This window comes from Bradyrhizobium oropedii (genome assembly GCF_020889685.1).
GTDB lineage: Bacteria > Pseudomonadota > Alphaproteobacteria > Rhizobiales > Xanthobacteraceae > Bradyrhizobium > Bradyrhizobium oropedii.
Genome location: NZ_JACMYO010000122.1, coordinates 1 through 26,216, shown reverse-complemented (window position 1 = coordinate 26,216; position 26,216 = coordinate 1). Strand labels below are relative to the sequence as shown.

The following is a 26,216-nucleotide window of genomic DNA, read 5'->3' as shown; positions in this document are numbered from 1 at the left end:
CAGCACGACGTCGAACTTGTCCGAGAGCTTGTCGGCCTGCACGGTCGGCGGATTGCTCAGCGTGACATCGCCGTTCGGGCTCTTGATCACGAGCCCGGCCGAGGCGAGCTCGGAGGCACGGCGGGGGCGCACCAGGAAGGTGACGTCGCGGCCGCCCTGAAGCATCCGACCACCGAAATAACCGCCGATCGCACCGGCGCCGACCACGAGAACGCGCATGGGAATTTGTCCTTCTTTGTTGTTGCCCGGAGGGCGGGGCGAATAACGAATGCGAGTAACGAATAGAGTGGGATGTCAGTGCGACCTTCGCTACTCGCTATTTACCGCCCGCTCACCTCACTTTCCCGACACCAGTTCCTCGACTTCGCGCAGCTGCTCCTTGCCGAAGAAGATCTCCTTGCCGACGAAGAAGGTCGGCGAGCCGAACGCGCCGCGCTCGACGGCAGACTGGGTGTATTCGATCAGCTTGCCCTTGACGTCGGCATCCTGTGCCCGCGCGAACAGTTTGGCGGCATCGAGGCCGGAGGAGGCGAGCGCTTTGCCGGCGACCTCCGGATCGTCCATCTTCTTCGGCTCGACCCACATGTGGTGGAAGGCGGCCTCGATATATTTCTCGAACACGCCCTCAAACTGGGCGGCGACCGCCGCACGCATCAGGTTCAGCGTGTTGACCGGGAAGTACGGGTTCCAGGTGTAGGGCTTGACGTTGAAGCGCTTGAGGAAGCGCTCGGTCTCGATCTTCATGAACTCCGGCTTGTTCTTGACGCCCGCCAGCGTCTCGGCCGGCGATTTGTTGTTGGTGGCCTTGAAGATGCCGCCGAGCAGGACCGGGACATATTCGAATTTGACGCCGGTGCGCCTTTCGATCGCCGGGATCGCCTCGTGGCTGAGGAAAGCGTTGGGGCTGCCGAAATCGAACAGGAATTGCGGATTTTGGCTCACGGCGGTCTCTCCCTCGGCTTGCTTAGTCTGGGCTCGTTGTAGCATGGGCCTGCTGCCGCAGGCGCCATCCGTAGAATATGATAATCATCATGTGAGCCGCGGCGCGCGATGTCAAATCAGCCGCTTGATGGTCTGCTTGCGCCATACCAGGGTGTAATAGGCCATCTGCAGCACGAACATGGTGGCGAAGGTGGCAGGATAGGCGATCCAGATGCCGCTGATGCCGATGGCGCGGCTGAGCAGGATCGCGACCGGCACCTCGACCAGCGCCATCGCCAGGATCGAGATGAACAGCGGCATCCATACCGTGCCGCCGGCGCGCATCGCCCCGGAAAACACCGTCGCCATGCCGAACAGCACCATGCTCCACAGCACGATGTACAGAAGCTGCTGCGCCAGCGTGAGCACCGTGCTGTCGACGATGAAGAACCCCATCAGCGGCCGCGCGAAGAGATAGCCGAGCACCACCAGTCCGCCGGTCAGCGCGAGATTCATCTCGATCCCGGTCCGGACGATGGCGCCGACCCGGCCGGAATCGCCGCGGCCGATCGCCTGCGCGCCGAAGATCGAGGTGGTGATGGCAATCGAGATCGCGGGAAACTGCACATAGCCGATCACCTGGTTGACCGCGCCATAGGCGGCGGTGGCGTCCGAACCGAAGCCGTTGACGAGGCCGAGGAGCACCAGTTCGGCGAGCGAGACCACCACCATGCCGATCGCGGTCGGAATGCCGAGCCGCAGCACGATGCGCAGCAGCGCGCCGTTCGGCCGCATCGCGCGCAGGAACGCGGCATCGAAGGCGAGCGGATGCTTGTGCCTGAGCATGTGGACATGTAGCCAGAGCAGCGTGACCACGCCCGAGACGGCGGAGGCGATTGCGGCGCTGGCGACGCCGAGCATCGGCAGGCCGAACCAGCCGCGGATCAGCGCCGGCGTCACCACGAGGCCGACGACGGTCGAGACCGTCAGCGCCACCAGCGGCGTCACGGTGTCGCCGACGCCGCGCATCATCGCCGCGAGCAGCAGGAAGCCGAACGTGACGGGCATCGTGATCATCATGATCCGCGCATAGGACACCGCGGCGTCGAGCACGTCAGGCGGCGTGGCGAGCGCGATCAAGAGCGGCCGGGCGAACAGGCCGCCAAGGATTGCGATCGCGAGCGCAAGCAGCAATGTCACGGTCATGGTCGTACCGGCAACTGCCTTCACCCGGTCGGGCTCGCCGGCGCCCCAGGCCTGGCCGATCATGACGGAGGCGCCCGCGCTGAGGCCGATCACGAAGGAGACGAAGAAGAACATCACCGGAAAGAACACCGATGCCGCCGCGAGCGCGTCGACGCCGATCATCTGGCCGAGATAGACGCCGTTGATGGTGCCGAACAGCGATTGCAGCACGTTGCTCAGCAGCATCGGCGCCAGGAAGGACAGAAAGGCTTTGCGTAGGGAGGGAGGGCTGGACACGTTAAAATTCCAAAAGCTGGCACGGTTAGGACGGCGGCGGGACGCAGACGCTGCTCACATCGCCCCGCGTGCGGGGAGAGGTCGGAACGCATCGCTAGATGCGTTCCGGGTGAGGGGGAGTCTCCGCAATCCCAGCTATCGCCGAATATGCGGAGGCGGCCCCTCACCCCAACCCTCTCCCCGTAAGAACGGGGCGAGGGAGTGCAGCGCCGTCGCGCTTAGTGTTCGACCTGATCTCACCACGAGCTAGTCCGCTTGATCGCTATAGGCGAGCTTGATCGCGTGATCGCGGATATCGGCCGGCCAGTCCGCGATCAGCGTCGCGAAGCGCCGCCGGTCGTGCGCGAACAGGGCGCGGATCGCGTCCTCGTAGTTCGGCCGGTTGCCGGCCATCGCGGTCATGAAGCGATACGCGGCATCCTGCGCAGCGCGCGTCCGATCCTTGTCGCCGCTTGAGCGCCGCGCCTCGTCGACGAGCTTGCGGAGCGCAACCGATGCACCGCCTTTCTGCTGCGCCAGCCAATCCCAGTGCCGCGGCAACAGCGTGATCTCGCGCGCGACGACGCCGAGCTTCGGACGTCCCGGCCCGCGCGGTGCGGCGGCAGCCGCCGGCTCCTCGTCGGGCGCAGGTGCGGGCTTCGGCAGCCGCGCCAGCACGTCATCGACCGTGCCGCGGAAATCGATGTCGACCAGCGCGGAGGTGCGGCCGTTGAACACCAGGATCGCGGCGTCCTTGCGCTGGTCGAGCAACTGCTTGGCGGTGCGGGCGACCTCGGCGAGGTCACCGGCGCCGATGCGATGTTCGCCTTCGAACGCGACATAGGCTGGATTCATGGTAGACCTCTCCGATTGCGCGACATATTGCCCGGGTAATTCTTAGCAATCGCGACGCGTCGGTCTCGACTTTCCTGTTCCCGGCTGGCACCAAGCGCCGCCCGATTGCGCCGATATTTCAGAGGACGCTCATGCTGACGGTTCATCATCTCAACAATTCCCGCTCGCAGCGCGTGCTGTGGCTGCTCGAGGAATTGGGCGTTCCCTACGAGATCGTGCGCTATCAGCGGCAGCCCGACATGCGGGCGCCGAAGGAGCTGCGCGCGATCCATCCGCTCGGCAAGTCGCCGGTCGTCACCGACAACGGCAACACGATCGCGGAATCCGGTGCGATCCTCGAATACATCATCGCGACCTACGGCAACGGCCGCCTGATCCCGTCGGCCGATACGCCGGAGCGGCTGCGCTACACCTATTGGCTGCATTACGCCGAGGGTTCGGCGATGACGCCGCTGCTCCTCAAGCTGCTGTTCACGCTGATGCCGAAGCGCGCGCCGGCGCTGCTGCGACCGCTGGTGCGCAAGGTGTCCAACACGGCGCTGTCCACGCTGGTCAATCCGCAGCTCAAGCAGCACATGGCCTATTGGGAAGGCGAACTCGGCAAGAGCGAGTGGTTCGCCGGCGGCGAGTTCTCCGGCGCCGACATCCAGATGAGCTTTCCGCTCGAAGCGGCCGCCGCGCGCGGCGGGCTCGAGGACGGTCATCCCAAATGCGTCGCCTTCCTCGAGCGCATTCACGCCCGACCGGCCTATGCGCGGGCGCTGGAGAAGGGCGGGCCGTACGAGGTCGGCCGATAAATTCGCGGTCATCGCGGCAACTCGACCAGCGGCAGCAGCCGCGAATCCGCCAGCGCCGCCGTGCGGTGTCCGATACCGGCGAGATAGGCCTCGGCCACCGCGAAGGCGAGGAACGCGCCGCGGCTCTTCTGCCGGATCAGCATGGCGCGGTCCCAGCGCTCGCCGTCGGGCCCGATCAGGAACGGGCCGCCTTCACCCATGAACAGGATGTCGCCGCCGCTCTTCCGCAGATGCGGGAGCGTGTGCGCGACATAGCGGTCGTATGCCGCAGCCCCCGTGACCGGCTGCGGCGGGGCGAGCTCCGGGCTTTGCGAGTAATCGGCGATCTCCCGGAAGCGCAGCAGATTGAGCATCACCAGCTCGCCCGTGATCGCGCGTTGGGCAAAGTCGCGCCCGGCATTCCAGCTCGGTTCCAGATAGCAGGTGGTGTCCATGGTGGTCGTCTCGTCGGGGTTTGGATGATCTTTTTACCCGGGCGTAATTGCCTTGTCAATAATACCCGGATATAAATGACGCGACTGCGACGACAGGAGCCACCATGAAGACCGAGGACCGCAAGCAAGCCATCGCCGACTACAAGAAGCGCGCGAGCGTCGCCGGCGTGTTCGCGATCCGCTGCCGCGCGACCGGTGAGGTCTGGGTCGGGCAGGCGCTCGATCTCGACAAGATCCAGAACCGCATCTGGTTCACGCTGCGGATGGGCAGTCACCGCATTGCCGAGCTGCAGCGCGCCTGGTCGGCGCATGGCGCAGACAATCTCTCGTTCGAAACGCTGGAGCGGATCGAGCACGAAGAGCTCGCTTATGTGCGCGATACGCTGCTCAAGGAGCGCGTGCAGCACTGGCGCACGCAGCTCAACGCGGCCGCGGTGTAACTTAGCGCGCCGGCAGCGCCTGCACGGTGACGCCGGGTGGCGGCACGTCGTCATCGGGCACGAAGAAGTCCGACATCAGCGGCACCGAGGGATCGACGCGGTAGCGCTCGAAGTCGCGCACGCCGTTGGCGTAGAGCACCTTGTCGTCGATGCAGAAATGGCCGGTGAACTCGCGCGACGGCCGGGTGATGATCGCATAGGCCGCATCGCCCATGATCTCCGGCGTGCGGCTCGCCCGCATCATGGCATCGCCGCCGAGCAGGTTGCCGAGCGCCGCGGTCGCGATCGTGGTGCGCGGCCACAGCGCGTTGACGGCGACGCCGGCGGATTTTTGCTCGCCGGCGAGCCCGAGCACACACATGCTCATGCCGAACTTCGCCATCGTGTAGGCGGTCGAGTGCTCGAACCATTTCGGCTTCATGTCGAGCGGCGGCGACAGCATCAGGATGTGCGGATTCTCCGCCTTCCTCAGATGCGGGATGCAATATTTCGACACCATGAAGGTGCCGCGGGTGTTGATCCCCATCATCAGATCGTAGCGCTTCATGTCGGTCGCCTGCGAATTGGTCAGGCTGATGGCGCTGGCATTGTTGACGCAGACGTCGATGCCGCCGAACTCGGCGACGGTCTGCTCGATCGCCGCCATCACCTGCGCTTCGTCCCTGATGTCGCAGATCACAGGCAGCGCCTTGCCGCCGGCGGCGCGGACCTCGTCGGCGGCGGTGTAGATCGTGCCTTTCAGCTTCGGATGCGGCTCGGCGGTTTTCGCCGCGATCGCGACATTGGCGCCGTCACGCGCCGCACGGAGCGCAATCGCCAGCCCGATGCCGCGGCTCGCGCCCGAGATGAACAGCGTCTTGCCTTTGAGCGATGTCATGGCAGTGATCTCCAGTTAGGGACGCACCATGTCAGGCTCCCTCTCCCCTTGTGGGAGAGGGTTGGGGGTGAGGGGTATCTCTCCGTAAGGCATACTGCATGGATGGACCGCAACCCCTCACCCGGATTGCATCTGGCGATGCAATCCGGCCTCTCCCACAAGGGGAGAGGCGAAGTGGAGCAAGCGGGATGGTCATCACATCACCTCACGTCCTACCCACCCGCATGCAACACACGGCCGCGCGTTTCCGGCAGCGCGTAGGCGGCGATGAAGAACACGCCATAGGCCGCCACCGCGAAGATCGCGATCGCGTTGGCAAGCGTGGTCGTGGTCGAGAGCGCGCCGACCAGGAACGGAAACAGCGCGCCGACGCCGCGGCCGAAATTGTAGCAGAAGCCCTGGCCGGAGCCGCGCAGCCGGGTCGGATACAGCTCGGTCAGGAACGCGCCCATGCCGGAGAAATAGCCCGAGGCGAAGAAACCGAGCGGGAACCCCAGCACCCACAGCACCTCGTTGGAGAGCGGCAGCTGGGTGTAGAGCAGCACGACTGCGATGGCGCCGATCGAGAAGATCAGGAACAGATTGCGCCGGCCGATCCGGTCGGCGAGCCAGGCGCCGACCAGATAGCCGATGAAGGAGCCGATGATCAGCGTCGCGAGGTAGCCGGTCGAGCCGACCACGGAGAGTTTGCGCTCGGTGGTGAGGAAGCGCGGCACCCAGAAGGTGATGGCGTAATAGCCGCCCTGCATGCCGGTGCCGACGAGGGAGGCAAGCAGCGTGGTCTTCAGGATCGGTCCGTGGAAGATTTCCCACAATGCCGCGGGTCCGCTGCCGGACGCCTGCGCTTGCGCCATCGTCGCGGCAGAGATCTCGGGTTCGGTGACATAGCGGCGCAGATAGAACACCAGCAACGCCGGCAGCGCACCGATCACGAACATCCAGCGCCAGGCGTTCTCCGGAGGCAGGATCGAGAACAGGATCGCCTGCGCCAGCACCGCGAGGCCCCAGCCGATCGCCCAGCCCGACTGCACCGAGCCGACCGCGCGGCCGCGATATTGCGGCCGGATCGTCTCACCGATCAGCACCGCGCCGGCCGCCCATTCGCCGCCGAAGCCGAGGCCGAGCAGCGCGCGGGCGATCAGGAGCTGGTCGAAATTCTGCACCACGGCGCAGACCAGCGAGAAGAATGAGAACCAGATGATGGTGAGCTGCAGCGTCTTCACCCGGCCGATGCGGTCGGAGAGATAGCCGCCGAGCCAGCCTCCGACGGCGGAGGCCAGCAGCGTCACGGTGCCTGCGAGGCCGGCGGTGCCGGCATCGACCTTCCACAGCGTGATGATGGTGCCGATGACGAGCGGATAGATCATGAAATCCATGCCGTCGAGCGTCCAGCCCGAGGCGCAGGCCCAGAACGTGCGCCGCTCCTGCAAGTTCATGTCGCGATAGAAGGCGAGGAGGCTGGTGTCCTCGATCTCTGCGACTTCCATCGATTTGGATTCGGCCGTGCTCATGCGCGTTCCCCGGAGAAATCTTTCACCGGCTCTTTGCGATCCGCGGCCGGAGTTGCGCGGACCGCCAATCTATCGCGATGTTGCAGGCTGGGCAAAGGTGCGGTTAGCCTGGCTTTTTTGTTTTGACGCGTTTTCTTCACGCGAACCGGGTGCCACTTCGCTTGAAAACGCTCTCTAGTATCCCGCGGCCTCCGAGCCGCGCGTACGTGGATCGGGCGCGCCGAGCAGACCGCTGGTCGTGACGACGATCGAGTTCACGGAGGAGTAGCCGAGCGGCTCGACCGGCTTGTGGCCCTTGGCCTTCAGCTCGGTCAGCACCTCGTCGGGAAAGCCCTTCTCGATCCGGACCTCGTCGGGCAGCCATTGATGGTGCATGCGGGGTGCCGCGACCGCGGCCGCGATGTCCATCCTGTAGTCGATCACGTCGACGATGATCTGCGTCACCGCGGAGATGATGCGGCTGCCGCCGGGCGATCCCGTCACCAGCACGGGCTTGCCGTCCTTCAGCACGATGGTCGGCGACATCGACGACAGCGGGCGCTTGCCGGATCCCGGCAGATTGGCCTCGAAGCCGACCAGGCCGAAGGCGTTGGAGGCGCCGGGCGCCGCGGTGAAATCGTCGAGCTCGTTGTTGAGCAGCACGCCGGTGCCGTCGGCGACGAGGCCGACTCCGTAGGGAAAGTTCAGCGTGTAGGTGTTGCTGACGGCGTTGCCGGCGGCATCGACCACCGAATAATGCGTGGTGTTGTCGCCCTCATGCGGCTGCTTGGCGTTGCGCACGTCCGTCCAGGGCGTGGCGCGGGCAAGGTCGATGGTCGCGCGCTGCCGGGCCGCATAGTCCTTATCGATCAGCAATTGCGTCGGCGCGTCGACGAAGGCGGGGTCGCCGAGATAGCGGGCGCGATCGGCATAGGCCCGCTTCATCGCTTCGATCATGACATGCAGCGAGGCCGCCGAGCCCTGCTTCATGTCGGACATTTGAAAACCCTCGAGGATGTTGAGGATCTCCAGCAGCACCACGCCGCCGGAGGAGGGCTGCGGCATCGAGACGATGTCGTAGCCGCGATAGGTGCCGCGGATCGGCGTCCGGATCACCGCCTGGTAGGATTTCAGATCCTCGAGCGTAAAGATGCCGCCGGCATTTTTGATCCCGCTGACAAGCTTCTCGGCGACGGCGCCTTCGTAGAAGCCACGCGGCCCCTGTTCGGCAATCGCGGTCAGTACGCCGGCGAGATCACCCTGGATCAGGCGGTCGCCCTCACGCAGCGGCGTGCCGTCGGCGTGCGAGAACGTCTTGGCCGAATTCGGCCAGCGCGACATGCGGCGATACATGTCGTTCAGCGTGTCCGAAGTATCGTCGGTGACGATGAAGCCGTCGCGCGCCAGATCGATCGCCGGCTTGACGATCTGCGCCAGCGTGAACTTGCCGGAGCCGTATTTCTCCAGCGCCAGTGCAAGGCCGGCGACCGTGCCGGGCACGCCGATCGCGAGCGCGGAGTTGCGCGACTTGTCGGGATCGGGCTTGCCGTCGGCGTTCAGGAACATGTCGCGGGTTGCGGCCAGCGGCGCGGTCTCGCGATAGTCGATCGCGACATCTTCATTGCGTCCGGCGAGATGGATCACCATGAACCCGCCGCCGCCGATATTGCCGGCGCGCGGATAGGTCACCGCCATCGCAAATCCGGTGGCAACCGCGGCATCGACCGCATTGCCGCCCTGCCGCAGGACGTCGGCGCCAACCCGCGCCGCGAGCTTCTCCTGTGCCACCACCATGCCGTGTTCGGCACGGATGCTGCGGGCAGTATCCGTGGCTGGCGGCTCGTAGGCGCGGCGCTGGACCTGGCCGAGGGCCGGTGTAGCGATGCCGATCACCAGGAGAGCGGCAAACAGCCGTCGTGACATCGTTGCTGTCAGCGCCATCGAAATGTCCTGCCCTGTTCGTCGCCGTATCAGCAAAACCGGCTCATGCTATATGGGAGCGGATTGAAGCGGCAAAAGCCTGCCTGCGGTTCGAGTTGGGGAATATCTATCGCGATGACGGCAACAATGCAGACGGGCGCCGGTGATGCGAAGGCCGCCACCAAGGTCTATCCCGGCCGCGCCGCCGTCATCAGCTGGATATTCTTCGACTGGGCTGCGCAGCCCTATTTCACGCTGATCACGACCTTCGTGTTCGCGCCCTATTTTGCGAGCTTCGTCGCGCCCGATGCGGCGAGCGGGCAGGCGTTATGGGGCTTTGCGACCGCCGCGGCGGGACTTGCGATCGCGTTGCTGTCGCCGGTGTTAGGGGCCATCGCCGATGCCAGCGGCCGTCGCAAGCCGTGGATCGCGGTGTTCGGCGCGTTGCTCGTGATCGGCTCGAGCGCGATGTGGATAGGTGTGCCCGGCGATCCCGGCATCATCCCCGCGCTGCTGCTCGCCTATGCCATCGCGAGCGTCGGCGTCGAGTTCGCGACCGTGTTCAACAATGCGATGATGCCGACCCTGGTGCCGCCGGACCGGATCGGGCGGCTCTCGGGCACCGGCTGGGCCACCGGCTATGTCGGCGGCATCCTGAGCCTCGTGCTGGTGCTCGGCTTCCTCGCCGCCAATGCCGAGACCGGCAAGACGCTGTTCGGCTTCACGCCGCTGTTCGGTCTCGATCCCGTCATGCATGAGGGCGACCGCATCACCGGGCCGTTGACCGGGCTGTGGTTCATCATCTTCGTGACGCCGATGTTCTTGTTCACGCCGGATTATCCGGCGAAACGCCCGATGCGCGAGGCGCTCGGCGAGGGCCTGCGCGAGATCAGGGAATCATTCGCTGGTCTGCCGAAGCAGAGATCGCTGGCGCGATTCCTGCTGGCGAACATGATCTATACCGACGGGCTGGTCTCGCTGTTCGCGTTTGGCGGCATCTATGCCGCCGGCACCTTCGGCTGGGACACGATCCGGATCGGCACCTTCGGCATCATCCTGGCGGTCGCCGGGACGTTCGGTGGCTGGATCGGCGGCAAGCTCGACGATCGGTTCGGGCCGAAGCGCGTGATCACGGGCAGCCTCGTGATCCTGCTGTTTGCGATCGTCGTGATCCTCACCGTGAACAAGGATTCCATCCTGTTCATCCCGGTCGCGCCGCCGGTGCCTGGCGGCCCCTTGTTCGCAGGTGCCGCCGAGCGCGCCTATATCGTGCTCGGTTGCCTGATCGGCGCCACCGGCGCGCCCTTGCAAGCGGCTTCGCGCTCGCTCCTGATCCGCCTCGCGCCGAAGGATCGCATCGCACAGTATTTCGGCTTGTTCGCGCTGACCGGAAAGGTGACGTCGTTCATCGGCCCGCTGCTGATCGGCGCGATCACGGCAGCCACCGCGAGCCAGAAGGCCGGCATGGCGGTGCTGGTGGCGTTCTTCGTGGTCGGGCTGGCGCTGCTGGCCAAGGTGCGCGAACAATAAACACTGTCGTCCCGGCCAAGCGCAGCGCGAGCCGGGACCCAACCACAAAAGTTCGTGTTGCGCGAGGCTGGGGCCGCAGCGTCGCTCCGCGGCTGATGGCCGTGGTTATAGGTCCCTGCTTTCGCAGGGACGACAGCTGATGGATCAGTGCCGGAAATGCCGCACGCCGGTGAACACCATCGCGATGCCGTGCTCGTCGGCGGCCTTGATGACCTCGTCGTCGCGCATCGAGCCGCCGGGCTGGATCACCGCGGTGGCGCCGGCCTCGATGCAGGCCAGCATGCCGTCGGCGAACGGGAAGAACGCATCGGAGGCGACCACCGAACCCTTCGTCAGCGGCTCGGCGAGCTTCAGCTCGGCCGCCGCATCCAGCGCCTTGCGCGCGGCGATGCGCGCGGAATCGACCCGGCTCATCTGGCCGGCGCCGATACCGACGGTGGCGAGATCCTTGGCGTAGATGATGGTGTTCGACTTCACGTGTTTTGCAACCCGGAAGGCGAATTTGAGGTCGCGCAGCTCGGCGTCGGTCGGCGCACGCTTGGTCGCGACCTTCAGGTTCATGTCCTCGATCACGGCATTGTCGCGGCTCTGCACCAGGAGGCCGCCGGCAACCGTCTTGGCGGTGAGGCCTGTCGCGCGCGCGTTCGGCAGGCCGCCGGCGAGCAAGAGGCGCAGATTGCGCCGGCCGGCGATGATCGAGATCGCCTCTTCGGTCGCATCGGGCGCGATGATCACCTCGGTGAAGATGCCGATGATGGCGCGCGCGGCGTCCGCATCGAGCGTGCGGTTGACCGCGATGATGCCGCCATAGGCCGAGGTGGAATCGCAGGCCAGTGCGCGGGCATAAGCCGTCGCGAGATCGGGACCCTCGGCAACGCCGCAGGGATTGGCGTGCTTGACGATCACGCAGGCCGCGGTGCGCTGAGGATCGAACTCGCCGACGCATTCATAGGCCGCGTCGGTGTCGTTGATGTTGTTGTAGGACAGTTCCTTGCCCTGCAGCTGGCGCGCGGTCGCGACGCCCGGTCGCTTCTCCGGCGTGGCATAGAACGCTGCGGTCTGGTGCGGGTTCTCGCCATAGCGCAGCGACTGGATCAGTTTGCCGCCGAAGGCGCGGAAGTCCGGCGCCTTGGTGTCGAGCTGCACGGCAAACCAGTTCGAGATCGCAGCGTCATAGGCCGCGGTGCGGGCATAGGCCTTGGCGGCGAGCCGCCGGCGCAGGCCGAGCGAGGTCGCGCCCTTGTGCGCGGCGAGCTCGTCGAGCACGGCCTGATAATCGTTCGCCTCGACCACCACGGCGACGTCGTCATGGTTCTTGGCCGCGGCGCGGATCATCGCGGGGCCGCCGATGTCGATATTCTCGATGCACTCCTCGAAGCCGGCGCCTTTGTCGACGGTGGCCTCGAACGGATAGAGATTGACGACCAGGAGGTCGATCGGCGCGATGCCGTGGGAGGCCATCGCCGAGGCATGTTCCTTGTTGTCGCGGATCGCGAGCAGGCCGCCATGCACCTTCGGATGCAGCGTCTTGACCCGGCCGTCCATCATCTCGGGGAAGCCGGTGAGCTCAGAGACGTCCTTGACCTTGAGCCCCGCCGCCGCGATCGCCTTGGCGGTGCCCCCGGTCGAGACCAGCTCGACGCCCTGGTCGGCCAGCGCCCTGGCGAAATCGATCAGTCCGCTCTTGTCGGAAACGGACAACAGAGCGCGGGTCACGCGGCGAAGCTGTTCGGTCATATCGGAAAATCCCTGGCTGTTAAGGCAGCCGGGTAGCATGGTTTTGGGCCATACGAAACCGGTCCGTGGGACCGAATCCCCGTAAATTGGCGATGATCTGATGCCCTTTCCCCGTCACCCTGAGGTGCGAGCCTTGCGGCGCAATTGCGCCGCTGGGCGAGCCTCGAAGGATGCACGGCCCGGCTGGTGGCCGTCGACCCTTCGAGACGCCGCTTCGCGGCTCCTCAGGGTGACGGTCGTCAGTCGCATTGCCGATACCCCGCCCTACAGCGGCAGTTCCGGCTCGCGGCGGGCGTTGCGGCGCGCGTTGGTGGCGATGGCCGAGGTCGAGGAGCGCACGAAGCTCCAGCGGATGCTGCCGGCCTGCCTGGCGTCCTGCCGGATCACGATCTGGGAGGTGCGGCGCGGGCCGTCATTGCCGGCCAGGAACACGCTGTCCTCGAGGTCGACCTTGTCGTCCATCGCCTCGAAGGTCCAGACGTCGCGGTTGGGCAGCACCAGCATCACGCCGCGGGCATCCGACAACCGGCTCGCCTTCACCGAGGGGTGCAGATGGAAGCGCAGCGCGAAATCGGCCTCGCTGCCCTTGATGCGGCCGCCCGGCGCCGGCGTCAGCTGGTCCTCGCCTTCGAGCCGGGTGCCGTCCTGAGCGACCATCAGCACGCGGCGGTGGATCACGCCGAAGCGCGACAGATAGCCGTCATGCGAGGCGGTCAGCACGTCGCCGTCGGGGATGGATTCGCGGTAGCTCTCGACATTGTTCGGGCCGCTGGTGATCGGCGCGCCGCGCAGCAGCCGCTTCATCGCCGACAGCTCGACGAACTGGCACGACGACGTGTCGCGATAGGTCAGCGTCGAATGCGCCGCGGTGGAGCGGGCGAACGGCCGCCAATTGTCGCGGCCGGTGTTCGGCATGCCGCAATTGACGACGATGCGGCTCACGCCGGAGGACAGCTCGAACGACAGGCAGCCGGCATGCGCATCCTGGCTGACACTTGCCGGCGGCGGTGGGCCGGTGTCGATGATCAGGGTCATGTTGCCGGCGTCGAGGCGCTGGAAGCCGGTATGCGGCATGCTCGCCATCGGCACGCCGCGGGTGTCGTCATAGGCGAGCAGCGTCGCGACGAGGTCGGACGGCGCGGTCGACATGCCGTTGAACAGCGCGAAGCTGCCGTCGCCGTGCCGGAAGAAGCGCAGCATCGGCATCATGCGGTCGATCGCGTTGAGCAGCGCCGGCGGCGGCGCGATGTTGCGCGCGGCAAAGGTCTGCCGCAGCGGCAGGAGATCGCTGAGCAGTTCGACCAGCGCGCCGGGGTTGCGCGAGATGTGGCCGCCATCGGGCAGGATCTGGCGCTGCAATTCGTCCGACAGCCTGCGCGTGGCGGATTTGATGTTGCGCGCCTGGTTGGCGAGGCAGAGCGAGGCGTAGCACAGCGCGATCAGCACCTGCAGCCGCGGAACGCCGTCATTATCGAGCGTGGAGTGGCGCAGATAGCGGATCTCGCGCGCCAGCCCGCGCAGATATTTGCGGTAGAATTTTCCGTCGGTGTCGCCGAGCACCAGCGGCGCCTGCGACAGCAGCGAGATCACGCGCCGCGCGCGCACGTCGGCGCGGCGCTCCAGCGGCCGCCTGCGGGCCTGGTTCGAGATCCAGTCGTCGACCAGCGAGCGGGCGTTGGCGCGGGTCAGCGCGGTGTCGGCGGCGCGCAGATGGCGCAGCCAGCCGAAGCCGAGCAGGGCAGCTTCCCAATCCTCGGACGGCGGCTCGAGGTCGAAGATCGAGCGGCCGTGACAGGTGACGATCTTGCCGGCGAAAACGAATCGCCCGGCATAGATCTCGGCGGCGCGGGTGGCGTCGGCGGTCCGCAGATCGTGCGGGGCGATGATCAGCCGGTCGGTGCGGCCGGGCCAGAGCCGCGACAGCGCAACCGTGCTCCCGCTGGCGCGTGCGAGCATGCTGCGGGCAAAGCGGCCAGCAATCAGCGTCGAGATGCGTCTGCTTTGAGCGACCGACACGCCTAACCTTGCGGGGAGGGAATTTTCAACGAATCCTTATTTAATCCGGAAACGCGGCCAAGACACCTTCTTGATGTACAAGACACCTCTTGATACCGCACGAATCACTTCACGAAGCATCTGGAGCTTAGAAGACTGAAGTTTAAAATCAGGATTTTACCAGCCGGGCGGCGTAAAAGCCGTCCAGCCCGCCCAGCCGCGGGTCGGCATTGGGCAAATGGCTGGGCAGGGTGCGCAGATCGCCGTCGGCGGTAATGATGTCGTCGAGGCCGGCGACCTCGTCCTTCTCGACCGGCGCACGGCGCAGGCCCGATTCGCTCGCCAGCAGCGCAGCGATCGCGTGCTCGCCTTCTTCCGGCTCCAGCGAACAGGTGCAGTAGACCAGCGTGCCGCCGGGCTTCAGCAGATGGGTGGCCTTCTGCAACAGCCGCTTCTGCAGCGCGCACAGCGCGGCGATGTCGCCCTCCTGGCGCAGCCAGGCGACGTCGGGATGGCGGCGGATGGTTCCCGTCGAGGTGCAGGGTGCATCGATCAGGATACCGTCGAAGCTCGCGGCTTCCGCCGGCCATTCGGCGGCGTCGGCGACGACGGTCTCGGCTGGCAGCGCCAGCCGCGTGAGGTTGTCGCGCAGCCGCGCGACGCGCGCCGGCGAGCGGTCAACCGCGGTGACATGCGCGCCGGCCAGTGCGAGCTGCGCGGTCTTGCCACCGGGCGCAGCACAGAGATCCGCGACCGCCTTGTCCTTGATGTCGCCGAATAGCCGCACCGGCAGCGCGGCGGCGGCGTCCTGCACCCACCATTGGCCTTCGGCAAAGCCGGGCAGCATGGTGACGGAACCTTGCAGCAGCGTGCGCACGGTTCCCGTCGGCAACGTCTCGCCATGCAGGCGGCTCGCCCATTGCGGCGCGTCCGACTTCACCGTGAGATCGAGCGACGGCTCGTGGCCGAGCGCCAGCGCCATCTCGCGCGTGGTGGCTTCGCCGTAATGCGCATTCCAGCGCGCCAGCATCCATGGCGGCAGGTCCAGCGTCTGCATGCTGATCTCGTCGATCAGGCCCTGACCCTCGCGCGCGCAGCGGCGCAGCACGGCGTTGACCAGCCCGGCATATTTCGCCGCGCGCCGGTCGGACTGCACCAGCCGCACCGACAGATCGACCGCGGCGTGATCGGGCACATCCATCCAGAGGATCTGCGCGGCGCCGATCAACAGCGCGCTCTGCGCGCGCGGCGCATCGGTCGGAACGCCGCGATCGAGCAGGCGCGACAGCAGATGGCCGAGCGTGCCGAGCTTGCGCAGGATGGTCGAGACCAGCCGGCGCATCAGCGCGCGGTCGCGATCGGCCAGCGATTTCAGGCCGGGATGCGCGCCTGCGCCGTCGAGTTGATCGTCGAGCGTGCGATGCTTGTGCAGCACGCCGTCGAGGATGTCGGCAGCGATACGGCGCGCCGCGAGACCGGGGACTTCAGCAGGAACTGCAAATCTTGAAGGAGGCATGAAGCGGAGATATCTCGAAAGGTGCTGAGGTACATTCGGCTCATGCCCATCAACTCGAAAACACCTCTGGCATGCGAATATGCCAAATGTAAGAATCGCCTTGCGGGATTTCGTGATCGTGATGCCATCACTATCGTGACGTCATCACTGAGCCAAGTCAGAGATACGAAATGCGCAGGCAGAAAGTTTTGCCGAGAAAGCTTGCCATGACTGACAAATCTCCATCACCACCGGAACCCGCGCCGCGCAAGCCATTGACGCCGGCCGCGCAGCGCGCGTTGGCCGAAGCCGCGGCGCGGCGCAAGGCTGCCGAGGAAGCCGCCGCGCAGGATGCGGCCGCGCGGCCGAAGGAATTCCAGGGCCCGAAGGGGCCGGAACCGACGCGTTACGGCGATTGGGAGACCAAGGGCATCGCCTCGGACTTCTGAGCGTGTTGCCTGACGGCCCGACTCAGACCAGTCTGGGAATATGTCCCCAAACGAGAGAATAAATACTTATCGTGGGACGGAGCGTCCGCCTTTCCGGCGGTCGCCTCCACGAAGGTCGATTTGGGGCCGCCGCGTCTCCGCGGCGCTGCCATGGGTGTTCGTTCTCGGCATTGCCGTCGGCAGCATGCTGCCGATCCGCCGGTGGGCGCCGCAATGGATGCCTCATTCGGTGTCTTGGCCGTCGCACTGGTCGCTGAACCGCTCGCGCGACAGCGACCTGATCTGGCAGCGCGCCGGCGCGCCCGACGCGCGGCACGCCGTCGACGTGGTCAGGACGATCGATGGCGACACGTTCGAGGCGCGGGTGCATCTCGCGCCGGGCCCCGATCTCACCACGCGCGTGCGGCTGCGCGGCATCGATGCGCCAGAGCTGAAGGCGTCCTGTGCGCGCGAACTGCAAATGGCGCAGGCCGCGACGGTGGCGCTGCGCGATCTGCTCGGTCAGGGCGATGTCGCGATCTACAATATCGGTCCCGACAAATATCAGGGGCGCGTCGTCGCCGACGTCGCGACGAAGAAGACCGACAACGTCTCGGCTGCGCTGCTCGCTGCCGGTCATGCGCGCGCCTACAATGGCGGCCACCGCTTCGGCTGGTGCGGGAATTTTGCGCGCTAGAGCATGATCCGGAAAAGCGCGAAGCGGTTTTCCGAAAAGATCATGCTCAAACAAAGATCATGCTCAAACAAGAGGCTAACGCGCGATGACGATTCGACCAATCCTCATCGCGGTTTAGCCGATCACGTCATGAGCGCCGGACGGGTAAACAAAAAGCCGCGCGGATGCGCGGCTTTTCCTTGGGCGAGGTGCGTGATCAGCGGGTGACGACGACCGTCGTGCCGACCGAGACGCGCGAATAGAGATCGGTGATGTCGGTGTTCAGCATGCGGATGCAGCCGTAGGACACGAAGCCGCCGACCGAGCCCGGCACGTTGGTGCCGTGGATCGCGTATTCGCCGCCGGCCAGCGTCATCGCGGCGACGCCCATCGGGTTGCGCGGCGAGCCGCCGGCGATCACGTTCGGGATGCTCGGCTTGTCGCGCTTGACCTCGGCGGGCGGCGACCAGGCGGGATTGGTGTACTTGCCGTCGATCCTTGTAGTGCCAGCCCACTGCTTGCCGGACTTGCCGACGCCGACCGGGTAACGCATCGCGTGGCCGGAATCGAGGATGAGATAGAGCCGCCGTTCGTTGGTCTTCACCACGATGGTGCCCGGCTCATAATTGTCGGCGTGTATTCCGACCATTTCCGGCCGCGCTTCGGCCGCCTGCGACATCACAACAACAGCACCAAGGGTGGCAGCCAGCGCCACCGCAAACTTCATCGACATCAACCTCTCCACTTCCCAACAGCTCCCAAAAGGGAGCCAAAAACGAAGGTGCAGAGCCCTGAAAAAAGCCGGGCCCGCCGGTCTCGCGCACGCAATATTAACCGCGTGTCTTAACCGGGTGGTTTCACGCCGGCCGCAAGACACGTCCTGATGGCGAGGAGAAAAGGAAAAGTTCGGATTAAAGTAAATGACCTGGAAACAACACTTGGCCACAAACGCGCCGCAATGGCGCCGCGCCTCTGACAATCCCGTGAAATGCCCAATCCCATAGCGTTTTCGAAGGCAGCCGACGCCGGATCGCACGAAGAAAAAGCGAAGGGCCGCGGCGGTGATCGCGCGCGGCCCTTGCTACATGTCTCGGTATTGCGGTCGCCGGATTACTTCTTGTTCTGCCGGTTCTGCACGAGGTCGTCGACCACGGCCGGATCGGCCAAGGTCGAGGTGTCGCCGAGGCTCGACGGTTCGTCCTCGGCGATCTTGCGCAGGATGCGGCGCATGATCTTGCCGGAGCGCGTCTTCGGCAGGCCGGGCGCGAATTGAATGAGGTCCGGCGAGGCGATCGGGCCGATGTCCTTGCGGACCCAGGCGACAAGCTCCTTGCGCAGCGCCTCGGTCGGCTCGGTGCCCTTCATCAGCGTGACATAGGCGTAGATGCCCTGGCCCTTGATGTCGTGCGGGTAGCCGACGACAGCGGCTTCCGAGACGGCCTCGTGTGCGACCAGCGAACTCTCGACCTCGGCGGTGCCCATGCGGTGGCCGGAGACGTTGATGACGTCGTCGACCCGGCCGGTGATCCAGTAATAGCCATCGGCATCGCGCCGGCAGCCGTCGCCGGTGAAATACTTGTTCTTGTAGGTCGAGAAATAGGTCTGCTCGAACCGGGCATGATCGCCATAGACCGTGCGCATCTGGCCCGGCCAGGATTTGGTCAGGCAGAGATTGCCCGAAGTCTCGCCATCCAGCGTCTTGCCGTCGGCGTCGACGATTTCAGGCACCACGCCGAAGAACGGCCGCGTCGCCGATCCCGGCTTCAGCTTGGTCGCGCCGGGCAGCGGCGTGATCAGGATGCCGCCGGTCTCGGTCTGCCACCAGGTGTCGACGATCGGGCAACGGTCGTCGCCGACCACGCGGTAATACCACTCCCACGCTTCGGGATTGATCGGCTCGCCGACCGAGCCGAGCAGGCGCAGCGACTTGCGCGAGGTCTTCTTCACCGGCTCGTCACCGCCCTGCATCAGCGCGCGGATCGCGGTCGGTGCGGTGTAGAAGATGTTGACCTTGTGCTTGTCGACCACGTTCCAGAAGCGCGAATTGTCCGGGTAGTTCGGCACGCCCTCGAACATCAGCGTGGTCGCGCCGTTGGCGAGCGGCCCATAGAGGATGTAGCTGTGGCCGGTGACCCAGCCGACGTCTGCGGTGCACCAATAGATGTCGCCGTCGTGATAGTCGAACACGTATTGATGCGTCATCGACGCGAACACGAGATAGCCGGCGGAGGTGTGCAGCACGCCTTTCGGCGTGCCGGTCGAGCCCGAGGTGTAGAGGATGAACAGCGGGTCCTCGGCATGCATGTGCTCGGCCGGGCATTCCGTCGTCACCATCTCGGCGGCCTCGTGATACCAGAGGTCGCGCGTCGGATTCATGTCGATCTTGCCACCGGTGCGCTTCACCACCACGACCCAATCGACGCCGCCGGAATCCTTTGAGTCGATCTTGGCGATCGCGGCGTCGACGTTGGCCTTCAGCGGCACCTTCTTGCCGCCGCGCAGGCCTTCGTCGGCGGTGATGACCACCTTGGAGTCGCAATCCTTGATGCGCTGGGCGAGGCTGTCCGGCGAGAAGCCGCCGAACACCACCGAGTGGATCGCGCCGATCCGCGCGCAGGCCAGCATGGCGTAGGCCGCCTCCGGAATCATCGGCAGATAGATCGTGACGCGGTCGCCCTTCTTGACGTTTCGCGTACGCAGGATGTTGGCCATCCTGCAGACTTCGTCGTGCAGCTGGCGGTACGTGATGTGCTTGGATTCGGAGGGATCGTCGCCCTCCCAAATGATCGCGGTCTGGTCGCCGCGCTTCTCCAGATGGCGGTCGATGCAGTTCCAGGCGACGTTCAGCACGCCGTCCTCGAACCATTTGATCGAGATGTTGCCGGGCGCGAAGGAGACGTTCTCGACCTTGGTGAAGGGCTTGATCCAGTCGATCCGCTTGCCGTGCTCGCCCCAGAAGCCGTTGGGGTCCTTGACCGAGTGCGCGTACATCTCGCGATATTTGGCGTCATCGATATAGGCGCGCTTGGCCCAGTCGGCCGACACGTCATAGATCTTCTCGGACATCGCTTTCCTCCACTCATTGCCGATCGCAAACGACGCGACGACAAGCCGTCCTGATCATTGCCGCGATTATGCGTTGCCGCATTCCGGCCCGGCAAGGAAAAAGGACTGTCACTTTCGTCGCGAGGCTTCCGCTTATGATAGGACGGCTTACCCCAACGCATCGACGAGAGAAACCTATGCTCCATCGTTAGCGTCGGGTCACTGGTCTCTTGGTCGTAGTGGTATCGTTCTCTGTGCCGCCCGTCCGAGCCTGACGTTGCCGCCGGAGATATGACTGTCGCAAAAGAATTAGTGACTACGGTGCACGTGATGCCGACGGTGATGAAGGCCTTCAGGGGCGATGATGTTGATCGAGAGCACACCGTGCCTCCGCTCGATGGCCTCCAGACGTGGTCGGACGTTCGCGATCATCCGCACCAGGTCCACACCACGACTGCCGGCCCGGCCTGATCGCCCTCGACAGGAGCGCGGTGGTCTGTAGCGGGATCGCGGAGAGCCCGCCAAGAAACTCCGCAAGAAATGGCACGATCTCTGACCTTCCGGCTGACCTCTGTCGTGTTGTAGCGCTTGCCCGAAGCGGGGTTCCCAGCCCTCGCTTCCGTCATTTTGACCGATCCCGGAGGGGCCAAAATCAAGGTTAGCGAGCGAATGGCACCCATGAAAGGTATTTAGAGACCGTCAATAACCGATTCGCGACTCGCAATGTCAGCCCTGACGCCCTAAATCGCCAATCCGAGGCCGGACGGCCCACCGGAACGAAGCCCGAAGCAACGGCATTACCGGGAGAACAGCGGAACAAGGCGTCTTGCGAGAATGATGGATCAGCAGAACATCGCGGCTGTGCGGCCCATGTCCGCCGATCCCGCTGTCGCCCTGGCGAAGGCGCTGGGCCAATGGCCCAAGCAGCCGCAGGCAAAATTTCGGCCGCAGGCAAAGCTCAGGCCCGACGCTCCCGCCATCAAGACCTCCGTCGAAGATCTGGCGCGCGACCTGGGCCTGCGGCTCGGCGACCAGAACGAGCTGACCATCCGCCGCATCAAGCGCGGCAAGAATTATTCATTCGTTCGCGCCAACGGCTCGCGCGTCCGAGATGCCCGTACCATCCGCCGGCTGCACGCGATGGCGATGCCGCCGGCCTATCGCCAGGTGCGCTACTCCACCGATCCGAATACGCATCTGCAGGCGGTCGGCCTCGATGCGGCCGGCCGGCTGCAATACCGCTATCACGCCGATTGGGAGAAGGTACGCGAGCAGCGCAAGGCGCATCGCCTCGGCAAGCTGGTGGCTGCGCTGCCGAAGATCCGCCGCAAGGTCTCTGCGTTCCTCTCCGGCGACGAGCCGACGCGCGAGTTCGCGCTGTCGGCGGTGATCGAGCTGATCGCGCGCACCGCGATCCGGCCCGGCAACGAATCCTATGCCCGCCTCAACGGCACCCGCGGCGCCACCACGTTGTTGAAATCCAACGTGACGTTGGAAGACGATTCCCTGGTGCTGACCTTCAAGGCCAAGGGCGGCAAGGCGGTACGCAAGGAATGCGACGCGGCCAAGCTGGTGCGCGCGATCGGCATTCTGCGCGACGTCCCGGGCAAGCGCATGTTCCAGTATTACGACCGCTCCGGTGTCGTGCGCGCCGCCTCGACCACCGCGGTGAATGCGTTCCTGCGCGAGCTCGCCGGCATCAAGATCTCGCTGAAGGACTTCCGTACCCTGATGGCGTCGGCCGTCGTGGTGGAATCGCTGTCGCGGATCACGCCGGCCGCCAGCCAGCGCGGCCGCAAGCGCCAGGTGCTGGACGCGATCCGCGCCGCCGCCGACCAGCTGTCGAACACGCCGGCGATCTGCCGCAAGAGCTACGTCCACGACACCATCGTCACCGCGTTCGAGGACGGCATCCTCGAACGCTTCGCCGCGACGATGGGCGGCTACCGCACCCAGTCCAAGCGCGAGCAATTGCTGGCGCAGGTGGTGATGGCGGCCGGGGCTTAAGCTCCACACCCCCACTCGTCGTCCCGGCCAAGCGAAGCGCGAGCCGGGACCCATTACCCCAAAGGTTGATTGTGGAATCGAGCTGGAGCCACAGCGCGCTCCAACAACGCTCGCCTGTGGTTATGGGTCCCTGCTCCCGTGCGCAATTGCGCACCAGGCAGGGACGACGGCGGAGTTTGTGGAACGCTACAGTCCGCCCATCTTGCAGACGTATTTCCATTCCTCAGGGGTGACCGGCTGCACCGAGAGCCGTGAATATTTCACCAGCGCCATGTCGGCGAGCTTCTTGTCGGCCTTGATCGCGGCCATCGTCACCGGCGTCTTCAGCGGTTTGTCGGCCTTGATGTCGACGCAGACGAACTTGCCGGTCTTGTCGGTCGCATCTGGATAGGCCTCCTTGATGATCTCGGCGATGCCGACGATCTCCTTGCCCTCGTTGGAATGATAGAAGAACGCCTTGTCGCCCTTCTTCATGTTGACGAGGTTCTGCCGCGCCGTGAAGTTGCGCACGCCGGTCCAGGCTTCGCCCTTCGCGCCCTTGGCGACCTGCTGGTCCCACGACCAGACCGACGGTTCGGATTTCACCAGCCAGTAATTCATCGCGACTCACCCCGTTCCTGAACGTCGATTGCGCGGCAATCTACAGGCAGCCGGATGCCCGCGACAAGCGCGGGCATCCCACCCTGATGGCAGCGCTCACTGTTTCAGATATCGATCGAAGAATTTGGCGATGTCGGTGAACGCCTCTTTCGTCTCGGGCGCATCGACGTTCATCTGGTACTGGGCGTGCGACTGACCCTCATAGACATTGAGATCGGCGATCACGCCGGCGCGCCGCAATTTGCGATGGGTGCGGACCGTGTTGCTGAGGAACAGGTCGCGCGTGCCCGATGTCAGGATGGTCGGCGGAAAGCCCTTGAAGTCACCATAGATCGGCGAGATGTAGGGGTTCTTGAGGCTGGTCCCGTTTGCGTAAAGCCTGGCCGCGCGGCCGAGCCATCCGTCCCAGGTCACCAGCACATTGTCGACCCACTCGTTGCTCGCGTAGCTGTCGCCGATCTTGTCGATGTCGGACCAGGGCGTGCCGGGCGCGATGGCAGCCGGCAGCGGCAGCTTCTCGTCCCTGGCCCGCAACACCATTGCGAGCGTCATTGCGCCGCCGGTGGAGGTGCCGAAGATCGCCAGCCGGTGGCGCTCGTGCGACTTCAGGACTTCCTTCCAGACCGCCATCGCATCGTCCATCGCGGCCGGATAGGGAAAGTCAGGCGGCATCCGGTAGTCGACCGAAATGACTTTGTAGCCGCCGAAGCCGGCCATCATGATGGCTTCCGGCAACGCGGCTTCGCCCGGACCGAAAACGTAGCCGCCGCCGTGCACGTGGATCAGCAGGCGCCGCCGGTTCTCGAGCGCGATCTTGTTCGGCGTCACGATGTAGCAATGCACGCCGGCAATTTTTGTTTCCTCGACCTTGACGCCGAGCTTCGCCTTCATCGCCAGAATGCCCGCGATCAAAAGCTTGGCGCGGCGGTCGATCAGCTCCTTCCATTCCGCAGGGGTTTTCGGGTCGGCGTTGAAGTGCGGCGGATACGGTGTGCCGATCATTGCCTGCATCTCGGGAGAGACGTCAGTGGTTGGATTGCCGATCGATTTGAGCGGCGCGACCCGCTTGCCGTTGTCGGCGTTGGCAGCCGCCTCGATCCTGGCGAGGTCGTCGTAGGAGGCGGCGACTTGGGCGTGGGCTGCGGTGGACGAGGCGGCGAGGGCGGCTGCAAGACTTATTGAAAGGAGACTGATCGAAAGGAGGCTGATCGAAAGGAGGACGCGATGCGGTTGACGCATGAGTTTTTCCCTTGGGATCCGTTTTTCGATTGTTCGACCGGGATCCGACGGTTCGCCGGCCACGCTAGTACGGCACGCGCGGATCGTGAAGCTCCGCCTCGCGCGCCGGTGGTGCTCGGTACTGCGCCCTTGAATGGTCGCCTCAGCAGGCGTCGATTGTTCTGAAATCTGGAATGATCTCTGCCGGAATCTGGCAATTGTCCCGGGACGCTTTTCCTGTGATCGAGTGGCGCCTCGTCTTACAGGAGATCACATGCTTCTGAACCGTCGGACTTTCACCGCCCTGACCGCAGCGTCGGTCACTGCGGCGGCAGTGATGCCGCACCAGGCGCGTACCGCAGATCATCAGTCATTCAAGGCGGTCGCCTTCGACGGCTTTCCGATCATCGATCCACGTCCGGTCTTCGCGCGCGTGGAGGAGATGTTTCCGGGCAAGGGTGCCGAGCTGAGCGCCACCTGGCGCACGCGGCAGTTCGAGTACGGCTGGCTCAGGACCCTTGGCGGCCGCTACTCCGATTTCTGGCAGATCACCGAGGACGCGCTGGTCTTTGCGGCCAAGGCGATGAAGATCGAGCTGTCATCGGAGCAGCGCGACCGTCTGATGCAGACCTATCTGGAGCTCAAGGCGTGGCCCGATGTCCTGCCTGCACTCAGGCGGCTCCGCGAGGCCGGCGTGCGTATGGCATTCCTTTCGAATCTCACCGCACCGATGCTCGATGCCGTGGTCAACAATTCCGGGCTGGAGGGACTGTTCGAGCCCCACCTCTCGACCGACAAGGTTCAGGCCTTCAAGCCTGACGCCCGCGCCTATCAGATGGGTCTCGACGCCTTCGGGCTGCGCAAAGAGGAGATCATGTTTGCGGCGTTCGCGGGTTGGGATGTCGCCGGGGCGAAGTGGTTCGGCTATCCAACCTTCTGGATCAATCGTAGCCGTGCGACCCTCGAGGAGCTTGGCGTCGTGCCCGACGGCGTGGGACCAGGATTGAGCGATCTCGCGGACTTCGTCGGCGCGTGATGCGCGTTACTCCGCCTTGAATGGCCGCGTCAGCAGGCCCTCGATCGCCGCATCGATCGTCAGCCGATCGCTCAGGATTGCGGCAACCGCGTTCGACACCGGCATATCGACCTTTTGCGCGGCGGCGAGCTCGCACAGCACCGGCGCGGTGAACGCGCCCTCGGCGAGCTTGCCCACAGGGGCTGCTTCACCCCGCCCAAGCGCGAGGCCGAGCGCGAAATTGCGCGATTGCGCGGTCGAGCAGCTCAGCAGCAGATCGCCCAACCCCGACAGGCCGGAAAGCGTTTCGGTGCGCGCACCACAGGCACGGCCCAACCGTGCGAGCTCGCTGAAGCCGCGCGTGGTCAGCGCGGCAAGCGCGGAGGCGCCGAGATTCCTGCCGACGACGATGCCGGCGGCGATCGCCAGCACGTTCTTGGCCGCGCCGCCGATCTCGACGCCGCGTACGTCTGACGTGTGATAGGGCCGGAAGGTCGCCGAGCCGAGTGCCTGCACGAGCGCGCGTGCGAGCGCTTCGTCCTTTGCGGCCAGCGTCACCGCGGTCGGCAATCCGCGCGCGACGTCGTCGGCGAAGCTCGGTCCCGACAGGATCGCCGGCACGGCGCGCGGCGCGGCTTCCGCGATCACCTCGGTCATGAATTTATGCGTGCCGTGCTCGATGCCCTTGGCGCAGGCGATGACAGGCGTATCTGGTTTGAGGTACGGCGCAAGGTGCCCGACCGCCGCGCGCAGATGCTGCGCCGGGGTCACCGCGAGGATGATGTCCGCGCGCGCCGCCGCGGCGATATCAGACGTGACCGCGATGCCGGAATGAAGCTGGACACCGGCCAGCCTCGGATTGACCCGCGTTGCCTCGATCTGTGCGGCATGTTCGGCATTGCGCGCATACAGCGTCACCTTGCGCCCGGCGCGTGCCGCTACGTCGGCCAATGCCGTGCCCCAGGCGCCGGCACCGATCACGCTGACTGACATATGCGCCGTCATCAGGCGGGCCTGCTTTCGCTCCCTCTCCCCGCTCTTGCGGGGAGAGGGTTGGGGTGAGGGGCTCTATCCGCGAGCGAGCCGAGTGTTGAGACCTGTACCCCCTCACCCGGATTGCTGCGCAATCCGACCTCTCCCCGCAAGCGGGGCGAGGTGAAACGGTATCTGCGGCGCGCGTCGTCAAACACGACTCAATATCCGGCGCGGCTGTTGGCGTGGCCGGCCGGCGCCTTGGCGTTGGCGTCGAGCAGCCAGCGCGCGCGCGGCGGCGCT

Annotated in this window: 23 protein-coding genes; 7 read left to right on the top strand and 16 right to left on the bottom strand. The window is 65.3% G+C overall.

Annotated elements, in window-relative coordinates; genetic code table 11:
* The 4 genes from H8A95_RS28530 to H8A95_RS28515 all read right to left on the bottom strand — a co-directional run.
* Positions 1–219 (bottom strand): 2-dehydropantoate 2-reductase N-terminal domain-containing protein (locus H8A95_RS28530; protein WP_274617664.1); only part of this gene is annotated, 219 nt, incomplete at its 3' end.
* 117 nt (positions 220–336) lie between these two features.
* Positions 337–987, bottom strand: a complete 651-nt coding sequence (locus H8A95_RS28525) for a 2-hydroxychromene-2-carboxylate isomerase (RefSeq protein ID WP_229186232.1) — start codon at positions 985–987, stop codon at positions 337–339.
* 66 nt (positions 988–1,053) lie between these two features.
* Positions 1,054–2,403, bottom strand: a complete 1,350-nt coding sequence (locus H8A95_RS28520) for an MATE family efflux transporter (RefSeq protein ID WP_229186231.1) — start codon at positions 2,401–2,403, stop codon at positions 1,054–1,056.
* Positions 2,404–2,649: 246 nt separating this feature from the next.
* Positions 2,650–3,237, bottom strand: coding sequence for a DUF2239 family protein (locus tag H8A95_RS28515; RefSeq protein WP_229186230.1), 588 nt, complete (start codon positions 3,235–3,237; stop codon positions 2,650–2,652).
* Positions 3,238–3,368: 131 nt separating this feature from the next.
* On the opposite strand from H8A95_RS28515, the gene H8A95_RS28510 reads away from it, so the two are divergent.
* Positions 3,369–4,034, top strand: coding sequence for a glutathione S-transferase family protein (locus tag H8A95_RS28510; RefSeq protein WP_229186229.1), 666 nt, complete (start codon positions 3,369–3,371; stop codon positions 4,032–4,034).
* An 8-nt stretch (positions 4,035–4,042) separates the two neighbouring features.
* Here H8A95_RS28510 and H8A95_RS28505 read toward each other — a convergent pair whose 3' ends face one another.
* The gene (locus H8A95_RS28505; protein ID WP_229186228.1) at positions 4,043–4,468 is read right to left on the bottom strand and encodes a DUF1330 domain-containing protein; all 426 of its coding nucleotides are present in this window, start codon (positions 4,466–4,468) and stop codon (positions 4,043–4,045) included.
* Positions 4,469–4,572: 104 nt separating this feature from the next.
* On the opposite strand from H8A95_RS28505, the gene H8A95_RS28500 reads away from it, so the two are divergent.
* The gene (locus tag H8A95_RS28500) at positions 4,573–4,908 is read left to right on the top strand and encodes a GIY-YIG nuclease family protein (protein ID WP_229186227.1); all 336 of its coding nucleotides are present in this window, start codon (positions 4,573–4,575) and stop codon (positions 4,906–4,908) included.
* Position 4,909: 1 nt separating this feature from the next.
* On the opposite strand, the gene H8A95_RS28495 is transcribed toward H8A95_RS28500, so the two are convergent.
* From H8A95_RS28495 to ggt, 3 genes are all read right to left on the bottom strand, one after another.
* A complete protein-coding gene (locus H8A95_RS28495; RefSeq protein ID WP_229186226.1) occupies positions 4,910–5,785 on the bottom strand; it encodes an SDR family oxidoreductase in 876 nt (291 codons plus the stop codon).
* A gap of 212 nt (positions 5,786–5,997) precedes the next feature.
* Positions 5,998–7,296, bottom strand: a complete 1,299-nt coding sequence (locus H8A95_RS28490) for an MFS transporter (protein ID WP_229186225.1) — start codon at positions 7,294–7,296, stop codon at positions 5,998–6,000.
* Positions 7,297–7,470: 174 nt separating this feature from the next.
* A complete protein-coding gene (ggt, locus tag H8A95_RS28485) occupies positions 7,471–9,216 on the bottom strand; it encodes a gamma-glutamyltransferase (protein ID WP_229186224.1) in 1,746 nt (581 codons plus the stop codon).
* A 126-nt stretch (positions 9,217–9,342) separates the two neighbouring features.
* Here ggt and H8A95_RS28480 point away from each other — a divergent pair, with 126 nt between their 5' ends.
* Positions 9,343–10,725, top strand: a complete 1,383-nt coding sequence (locus H8A95_RS28480) for an MFS transporter (RefSeq protein WP_229186234.1) — start codon at positions 9,343–9,345, stop codon at positions 10,723–10,725.
* A gap of 144 nt (positions 10,726–10,869) precedes the next feature.
* Here H8A95_RS28480 and purH read toward each other — a convergent pair whose 3' ends face one another.
* The 3 genes from purH to H8A95_RS28465 all read right to left on the bottom strand — a co-directional run bounded on the left by purH (position 10,870) and on the right by H8A95_RS28465 (position 15,973).
* The gene (gene purH / locus H8A95_RS28475; protein WP_229186223.1) at positions 10,870–12,462 is read right to left on the bottom strand and encodes a bifunctional phosphoribosylaminoimidazolecarboxamide formyltransferase/IMP cyclohydrolase; all 1,593 of its coding nucleotides are present in this window, start codon (positions 12,460–12,462) and stop codon (positions 10,870–10,872) included.
* 264 nt (positions 12,463–12,726) lie between these two features.
* Positions 12,727–14,418 (bottom strand): heparinase II/III family protein, encoded by a 1,692-nt coding sequence (locus tag H8A95_RS28470; protein ID WP_229186233.1) that lies wholly within the window; start codon positions 14,416–14,418, stop codon positions 12,727–12,729.
* Positions 14,419–14,626: 208 nt separating this feature from the next.
* Positions 14,627–15,973: an RsmB/NOP family class I SAM-dependent RNA methyltransferase gene (locus H8A95_RS28465; RefSeq protein ID WP_229186222.1), complete on the bottom strand. Its 1,347-nt coding sequence runs from the start codon at positions 15,971–15,973 to the stop codon at positions 14,627–14,629.
* Positions 15,974–16,179: 206 nt separating this feature from the next.
* On the opposite strand from H8A95_RS28465, the gene H8A95_RS28460 reads away from it, so the two are divergent.
* Both H8A95_RS28460 and H8A95_RS28455 read left to right on the top strand, forming a co-directional pair.
* Positions 16,180–16,401, top strand: coding sequence for a DUF1674 domain-containing protein (locus H8A95_RS28460; protein ID WP_229186221.1), 222 nt, complete (start codon positions 16,180–16,182; stop codon positions 16,399–16,401).
* A 154-nt stretch (positions 16,402–16,555) separates the two neighbouring features.
* Positions 16,556–17,077 (top strand): thermonuclease family protein, encoded by a 522-nt coding sequence (locus H8A95_RS28455; protein ID WP_338027976.1) that lies wholly within the window; start codon positions 16,556–16,558, stop codon positions 17,075–17,077.
* 196 nt (positions 17,078–17,273) lie between these two features.
* On the opposite strand, the gene H8A95_RS28450 is transcribed toward H8A95_RS28455, so the two are convergent.
* Both H8A95_RS28450 and acs read right to left on the bottom strand, forming a co-directional pair.
* Positions 17,274–17,789 carry a L,D-transpeptidase gene (locus tag H8A95_RS28450; protein WP_229186219.1) on the bottom strand — a complete coding sequence of 172 codons (516 nt, stop codon included), beginning with the start codon at positions 17,787–17,789 and terminating at the stop codon, positions 17,274–17,276.
* 377 nt (positions 17,790–18,166) lie between these two features.
* Positions 18,167–20,122 (bottom strand): acetate--CoA ligase, encoded by a 1,956-nt coding sequence (gene acs / locus H8A95_RS28445; protein ID WP_229186218.1) that lies wholly within the window; start codon positions 20,120–20,122, stop codon positions 18,167–18,169.
* An 813-nt stretch (positions 20,123–20,935) separates the two neighbouring features.
* Between acs and H8A95_RS28440 the strand changes: the two genes are divergently transcribed.
* Positions 20,936–22,108 (top strand): DNA topoisomerase IB, encoded by a 1,173-nt coding sequence (locus H8A95_RS28440; RefSeq protein ID WP_229186217.1) that lies wholly within the window; start codon positions 20,936–20,938, stop codon positions 22,106–22,108.
* 186 nt (positions 22,109–22,294) lie between these two features.
* Here H8A95_RS28440 and H8A95_RS28435 read toward each other — a convergent pair whose 3' ends face one another.
* Positions 22,295–22,708, bottom strand: coding sequence for an EVE domain-containing protein (locus H8A95_RS28435; RefSeq protein ID WP_229186216.1), 414 nt, complete (start codon positions 22,706–22,708; stop codon positions 22,295–22,297).
* Positions 22,709–22,804: 96 nt separating this feature from the next.
* Positions 22,805–23,947, bottom strand: coding sequence for an alpha/beta hydrolase (locus H8A95_RS28430; protein WP_229186215.1), 1,143 nt, complete (start codon positions 23,945–23,947; stop codon positions 22,805–22,807).
* A 253-nt stretch (positions 23,948–24,200) separates the two neighbouring features.
* Between H8A95_RS28430 and H8A95_RS28425 the strand changes: the two genes are divergently transcribed.
* Complete coding sequence (locus tag H8A95_RS28425) at positions 24,201–24,962, top strand: haloacid dehalogenase type II (protein ID WP_229186214.1); 762 nt, start codon at positions 24,201–24,203, stop codon at positions 24,960–24,962.
* Positions 24,963–24,968: 6 nt separating this feature from the next.
* Here H8A95_RS28425 and H8A95_RS28420 read toward each other — a convergent pair whose 3' ends face one another.
* The gene (locus H8A95_RS28420) at positions 24,969–25,946 is read right to left on the bottom strand and encodes an NAD(P)H-dependent glycerol-3-phosphate dehydrogenase (protein WP_229186213.1); all 978 of its coding nucleotides are present in this window, start codon (positions 25,944–25,946) and stop codon (positions 24,969–24,971) included.
* Between the last annotated feature and the right edge of the window lie 270 nt (positions 25,947–26,216).